This window comes from Paraconexibacter sp. (assembly GCF_041602235.1).
Classification (GTDB): Bacteria; Actinomycetota; Thermoleophilia; order Solirubrobacterales; family Solirubrobacteraceae; genus Paraconexibacter.
The window spans coordinates 1-4,963 of record NZ_JBFIGP010000278.1 but is presented as its reverse complement, the minus strand read 5'-3'; the positions used below and the strand labels follow the sequence as shown (position 1 = coordinate 4,963).

Annotated in this window: 5 protein-coding genes; 1 reads left to right on the top strand and 4 read right to left on the bottom strand. The window is 75.1% G+C overall.

Features of this window, described 5'->3' with window-relative positions:
* Nucleotides 1-355: 355 nt before the first annotated feature.
* Nucleotides 356-1,498, bottom strand: coding sequence for a zinc-dependent alcohol dehydrogenase family protein (locus ABYE80_RS17055; RefSeq protein WP_372791505.1), 1,143 nt, complete (start codon nt 1,496-1,498; stop codon nt 356-358).
* Nucleotides 1,498-1,941: an acyl-CoA thioesterase gene (locus ABYE80_RS17050; RefSeq protein WP_372791504.1), complete on the bottom strand. Its 444-nt coding sequence runs from the start codon at nt 1,939-1,941 to the stop codon at nt 1,498-1,500. The genes ABYE80_RS17055 and ABYE80_RS17050 overlap by 1 nt, the downstream gene beginning before the upstream one ends.
* Before the next feature lie 110 nt (nt 1,942-2,051).
* On the opposite strand from ABYE80_RS17050, the gene ABYE80_RS17045 reads away from it, so the two are divergent.
* Nucleotides 2,052-3,203 (top strand): acyl-CoA dehydrogenase family protein, encoded by a 1,152-nt coding sequence (locus ABYE80_RS17045; RefSeq protein ID WP_372791503.1) that lies wholly within the window; start codon nt 2,052-2,054, stop codon nt 3,201-3,203.
* 76 nt (nt 3,204-3,279) lie between these two features.
* On the opposite strand, the gene ABYE80_RS17040 is transcribed toward ABYE80_RS17045, so the two are convergent.
* Together ABYE80_RS17040 and ABYE80_RS17035 are read right to left on the bottom strand one after the other, a co-directional pair.
* Complete coding sequence (locus ABYE80_RS17040) at nt 3,280-4,518, bottom strand: lipase family alpha/beta hydrolase (protein ID WP_372791502.1); 1,239 nt, start codon at nt 4,516-4,518, stop codon at nt 3,280-3,282.
* 58 nt (nt 4,519-4,576) lie between these two features.
* Nucleotides 4,577-4,963 (bottom strand): acyl-CoA dehydrogenase family protein (locus ABYE80_RS17035; protein ID WP_372791501.1); only part of this gene is annotated, 387 nt, incomplete at its 5' end.

The window sequence follows — 4,963 nt, the reverse complement described above, 5'->3', positions numbered from 1 at the left end:
TCATCTGCACCTACCGGCCGGCGCGCTGAGGCGCCACGGCGGGGCGCCGGGGCTGGGGCGCTGGGCTGGGGCGCCGGGCTGGGGCGCCGGGGCTGGGGCGCAGGCGCTGTGGGGCGCCGGGCCGCAATTTCCGCCGCGGACGCGTCGCCGCCGAGCGCCGTTGGGCGAACTCGGTGGACGAGACCACGGATAGCGTGGTCTGCTCCACCGAGTTCGCGAGGCGGGCCGGGGAGGAGCGGGCGGGGGAGACCAGGGTCGGGGGCGTGGCGGACGCGACGAGTGCCGTGGCGCGGCCCGGTCGTCCGACCGCCGGGGCGGGCCGCCCACCCACCCGCCGCCGTCCCGCCCGGCCGTCTCAGAGCACGACGACCTGCCGCACGCCCTCCCCGCGCGCGAGGCGGTCGAAGCCGGCGTTGAGGTCGTCGAGTCCCAGCCGGTGGGTCAGGAGCTGCTCGACCGGCAGCCGGCCCGCCTGGTGCAGGGCGACGAAGCGCGGGATGTCGCGGGCGGGAACGCAGGATCCGAGGTAGGAGCCCTTGAGCGTGCGCTCCTCGGCGACGAGGGACACCGCGGGGATCGTCAGCATCCGGTCCGGATGCGGCAGGCCGACCGTCACCGTCTGGCCGCCGCGTCGCGTCGCGGCGTAGGCCTGGCCCAGCACGTCGGCGTTGCCGACCGTCTCGAGCACGTGGTCGGGGCCACCGCCGGTCGCCTCGCGCACCGCGGCCACGACGTCCTCGTCCGCAGCGACGGCCACGTCCGCGCCGAGCTCCAGCGCGAGGTCGAGCTTCTCCTGCACGCGGTCCACGACGACGATACGGCTGGCGCCGCAGAGCACCGCGCCGAGCAGCGCGGCGAGACCGACGCCGCCCAGTCCGAAGACGGCCACGGTGTCGCCCGGCCGGATCTGCGCGCCGTAGACCGCCGCGCCCACGCCGGTGAGGACCGCGCAGCCGAACAGCGCCGCCAGCTCGTAGGGGAGCGTCGGGTCGATCCGCACCGCCGAGCACTCCGAGACGACCACGTGCTCGGCGAACGCGCTGACGCCGAGGTGGTGGTGCATCACCGCGTCGGGATCGCCGTCGGCCGGGTCGTGCCAGCGGCGCTCGCCCGACAGCAGGGTGCCGGCAGCGTTGGCCACCGCGCCCGGCTCGCACAGCGCCGCCCGGCCGTCCTGGCACGGACCGCACGAGCCGCACACCGGCACGAACGCCAAGGCGACGTGATCTCCGACCGCGAAGGCCGAGCCGACGCCACCACCGCCGATCGCCACGACCTCCCCCGCCGCCTCGTGGCCCAGTGCCATCGGCATCACCCGAGGGCGCGAGCCGTCGATGACCGACAGGTCCGAGTGGCACAGGCCCGCCGCGTGGACGCGGACCAGCAGCTCGCCGGGGCCGGGCGGGTCGAGCTCGAGCTCGGCGATCTCCAGCGGGCGGCTCTCCGCGTACGGGCCGGGACGGCCCATCTCGCGCAGGACGGCGGCGCGCGTGCGCATCAGGACGACGCCTCCTCGGTCGCCGGGACCTGGAGCCGCGACAGCGCGTCGCGCAGCCGGTCGGGCATCCCCGCCGACCGCCGCGTCTCCCGGTCCACGAACACGTGCACGAACCAGCCCTCGGCGACCGACGCCTCGTCCTCCTCGCGGTACAGCGCCAGCTCGTAGCGGACGCTCGACCGGCCCAGGTGCCCGACGCGCATGGCGACGTCGATCACGTCCGGGTAGGCGAAGGGGCCCGAGTAGGTGCAGTGCGACTCGGCGCAGAGCCCGATCACGTCGCCGCCGTGGATGTCGAGCCCGCCCTCCTCGATCAGCCAGCGGTTGATCGCGGTGTCGAAGAACGCGTAGTGCTGCACGTTGTTGACGTGCCCGTAGATGTCGTTGTCGGCCCACCGGGTCGGGACCTGGGTGACGTGGGCGTATCCGGGGCGGCTCGGCATGGCGGGGAGGCTATCCGGCGGCCGCCGCGCATCGGCGCACGCGCTCGCTCGCCCCCGCGACGTCCCGGGGGCGGGATTGCCCACCGCTCGGAGCGGGAACCCTGCGTCGCATGAGCACCTCCGAGGCCGCCGTGGTCCCGCTGCACGACGCCGTCGCGACGTTCGTCGCGGACACCGTCCTGCCCGACGTCGCCGCGTGGGACCGCGACGACGTGCTGCCCGACGAGATCTGGGAGCAGCTGGTCGCCCTGGGCGTGCCGGGCGCGCTGGTCCCCGTCGAGCACGGCGGTGCCGGCCGGTCGGTCGTCGACCTCGTGCCGGTCTGGCGGTCCCTGTCCCAGGGATGGATCTCGCTGACCGGCGCGGTGAACCCGACGGGTCTCGCCACCGCGCTGCTCGTGCGCGACGGGACGCCCGAGCAGCAGGCGCGCTGGCTGCCGCGGTTCGCCGAGGGGTCGGCCCACGCCGCGTTCTCGATCACCGAGCCGCAGGCGGGCAGCGACCTCTCGCGCATCGCGACGGTCGGTGCTCCCCTCCCCGAGGGGGACGGGCTGGTCCTCGATGGCCGCAAGCGCTGGGTCGCCGGTGGCGTGTCCGCCGAGGTGGTGTTCCTGCTCTGTCGCGTCGAGGGCGAGCTGACCTGCGTGGTCCTCCCGGCCGACGGGCGCGACAGCGAGTCCTGGCAGGTCGAGGAGCTCGACAAGATCGGCTACCGCGGCGTGGAGTCCGCGGCCTACGTCTTCACGCATCACCACGCGACAGGCGCCGAGATCCTCGGAGGTCCCGAGGGCGTCGGGCGCGGGGCCCGGCAGATGCTGGGCGCGCTCGGGGTCGGTCGGATCAACGTGGCCTGTCGCGCCTTGGGCATCATCGACCGCGCGCTCACGGCTGCGCTCGACGAGTCGACCGGCCGGGAGATCGGCGACGGCGTGCTCGGCGACCACACCCACGTGCAGCTGCGGGTCGGGGCGCTGCGCGCCCGGCTGATGGCGGCGGAGTCGCTGGTGGAGCGGGCGGCCCGTGCTGTCGACGCGGACGCCGAGAACGCGCGGGAGCTGTCGACCGCCGCGAAGGTCATCGCGTCGGACACCGCGGTGTGGGCGGTCGATCTCGCCGCGCGCCTGTCCGCGAGCCGCTCCTACCGCTCCGACGACGAACTCGCCCGGCTGCGCCGCGACGCGCCACAGACCCAGATCGGCGAGGGCGCCAACGACGCGCTGCTGCTCGCGCTGGGCCGCGGCGAGATCGCCGACGCCGAGTAGCCGCCGGGTATTCAGCGATCCACGGAGGCGTTCGGTGCCAGAGCCCGAGGGCTTCCGCCGGTCGACGAAAGCGGGCTCAGCGGCAGCGCACCGTGCGGCGCACCACCACCGATCGCGTCCCGCGTGTGTCGGTGATCCGCAGGCGGAAGGCTCGACGTCCGGCCCGGACGCGCGGCACGCGGATCGTGCGCAGCGACCGCCCGCGACGGGACGCGAGGCGCTTGCCGCTGCGGGTCACCGTGACCCGTCGGACCTGGGTCCCGCGACGGCGCGGGATCGTCAGCCGGACCGAGCACGACCGGGCCCGCGCGGGCGCACGTGCCGCCGGGCGCGCCGCAGGCTCGGGCCCCAGTCCGACCGGCGGCGGGTCCGGGGCTCCGCTCGGATACATCTTCACGCAGGGGACCGGGCGGGCCTGCTCGGGCGCGAGCGCGTTCAGCATGATCTGCGCTGCCATGGGGTCGTAGGCGACCGCGGCGTGCTCGGCGTAGTCGGTCGAGCAGACGTCCTGCAGCACGAAGTTCCGGACGTTGGGCGCCGTGAGCAGCCCGCTGGTGTACGGCTCGACGAGCTCGTCGTACTTGGTGACGATGGTCGTGTACTCGATGCCGGGCAGCGCCGGCCCGGGCGGGGCGTTCACGGCGTTCATGTAGCGCGAGCCGCGGGCGAACTGGGGGCACGACCCGCACCCGAGGGCCGTGAAGTAGTGCTCGATCCCGGCCTCGAAGGTGGTGGGGGAGATGCTCTTGCCCAGGGCCAGGAAGGCGCCGATCCCGAGCAGGTTCGTCCCCTCCCACAGCGGCGTCAGCTGCACGTAGCGCTTCACCTTCGGGGCGCCCCCGAGGAAGGTCAGCCACCAGCGCGGCATGACCGTGCCCTGCGAGTGCCCGACGAGGTCGACCTGCTCGGCGCCGGTGGCCTCCAGCACGCGGTCGACGAACGCCGCCAGCTCGACGGCGCTGTCCTCCATCGGCCGCAGCCCGCCGATGTAGGGCTGCCCGGGCTGGCGCCCGTAGGTGAGCCCGAAGACGCAGAAGCCGTTGTTCTTCAGCAGCGGCGACATCGTCGCCCAGTTGTCTCCGAGGTTCGCCGCCAGCCCGTGGACGAGCACGACGGGGCGCGGGTGCGCCACGCTCGGACGGCAGGAGAAGTCGTTGGCCCCTGGGGCGCTGTCCGGGTTGGAGCCACCCGAGGCGAAGGAGACGAAGTCCCACGGCACCGGCAGGTCGCCCTCGGCGGCGTGGGCAGCTCCGAGCGCGGGACCCGTGAGGACGCACGAAAGGGCGACGATGAGCACGGGCAGGACGCGGCGCATCCGGGGCACGCTACCAACCGAGCAGGTGCTCGGTAGCTGCTGCCCCGCCGCCCAGGAGTCAGAGCTGCGCGATGTCCGTCGCCCGGTCCAGCAGCAGCCGGCCCGTGAGCTCCCAGGTCGCGGGCGCCACCTGCGCGTGGGCCGTCGCCGTCTGGGCGTCGCGCAGCCGCCGCTGCAGTGGGCTCGACGCGTAGATGGCGCTGCCCCCGCCGAGGTCGTGGCACGCGTCGGCCACGCGAGCCGCGGTACGGACCGCGTGCGTCGCCGACAGCCGCAGGCCCAGACGCTGCTCGGTGCGCGCCTGGCCTCCGGCCTCCGCGTCGACCCACGCCGCGGCGACCGCCTGCTCGGTGAGGGCGTGCGCGGCTCGCAACCCCGCCTCGGCCTCGGCCACGCGGGCCTGCACGGTGGCGCGATCGGCGACCGTGCGCCCCGACCCCAGCGG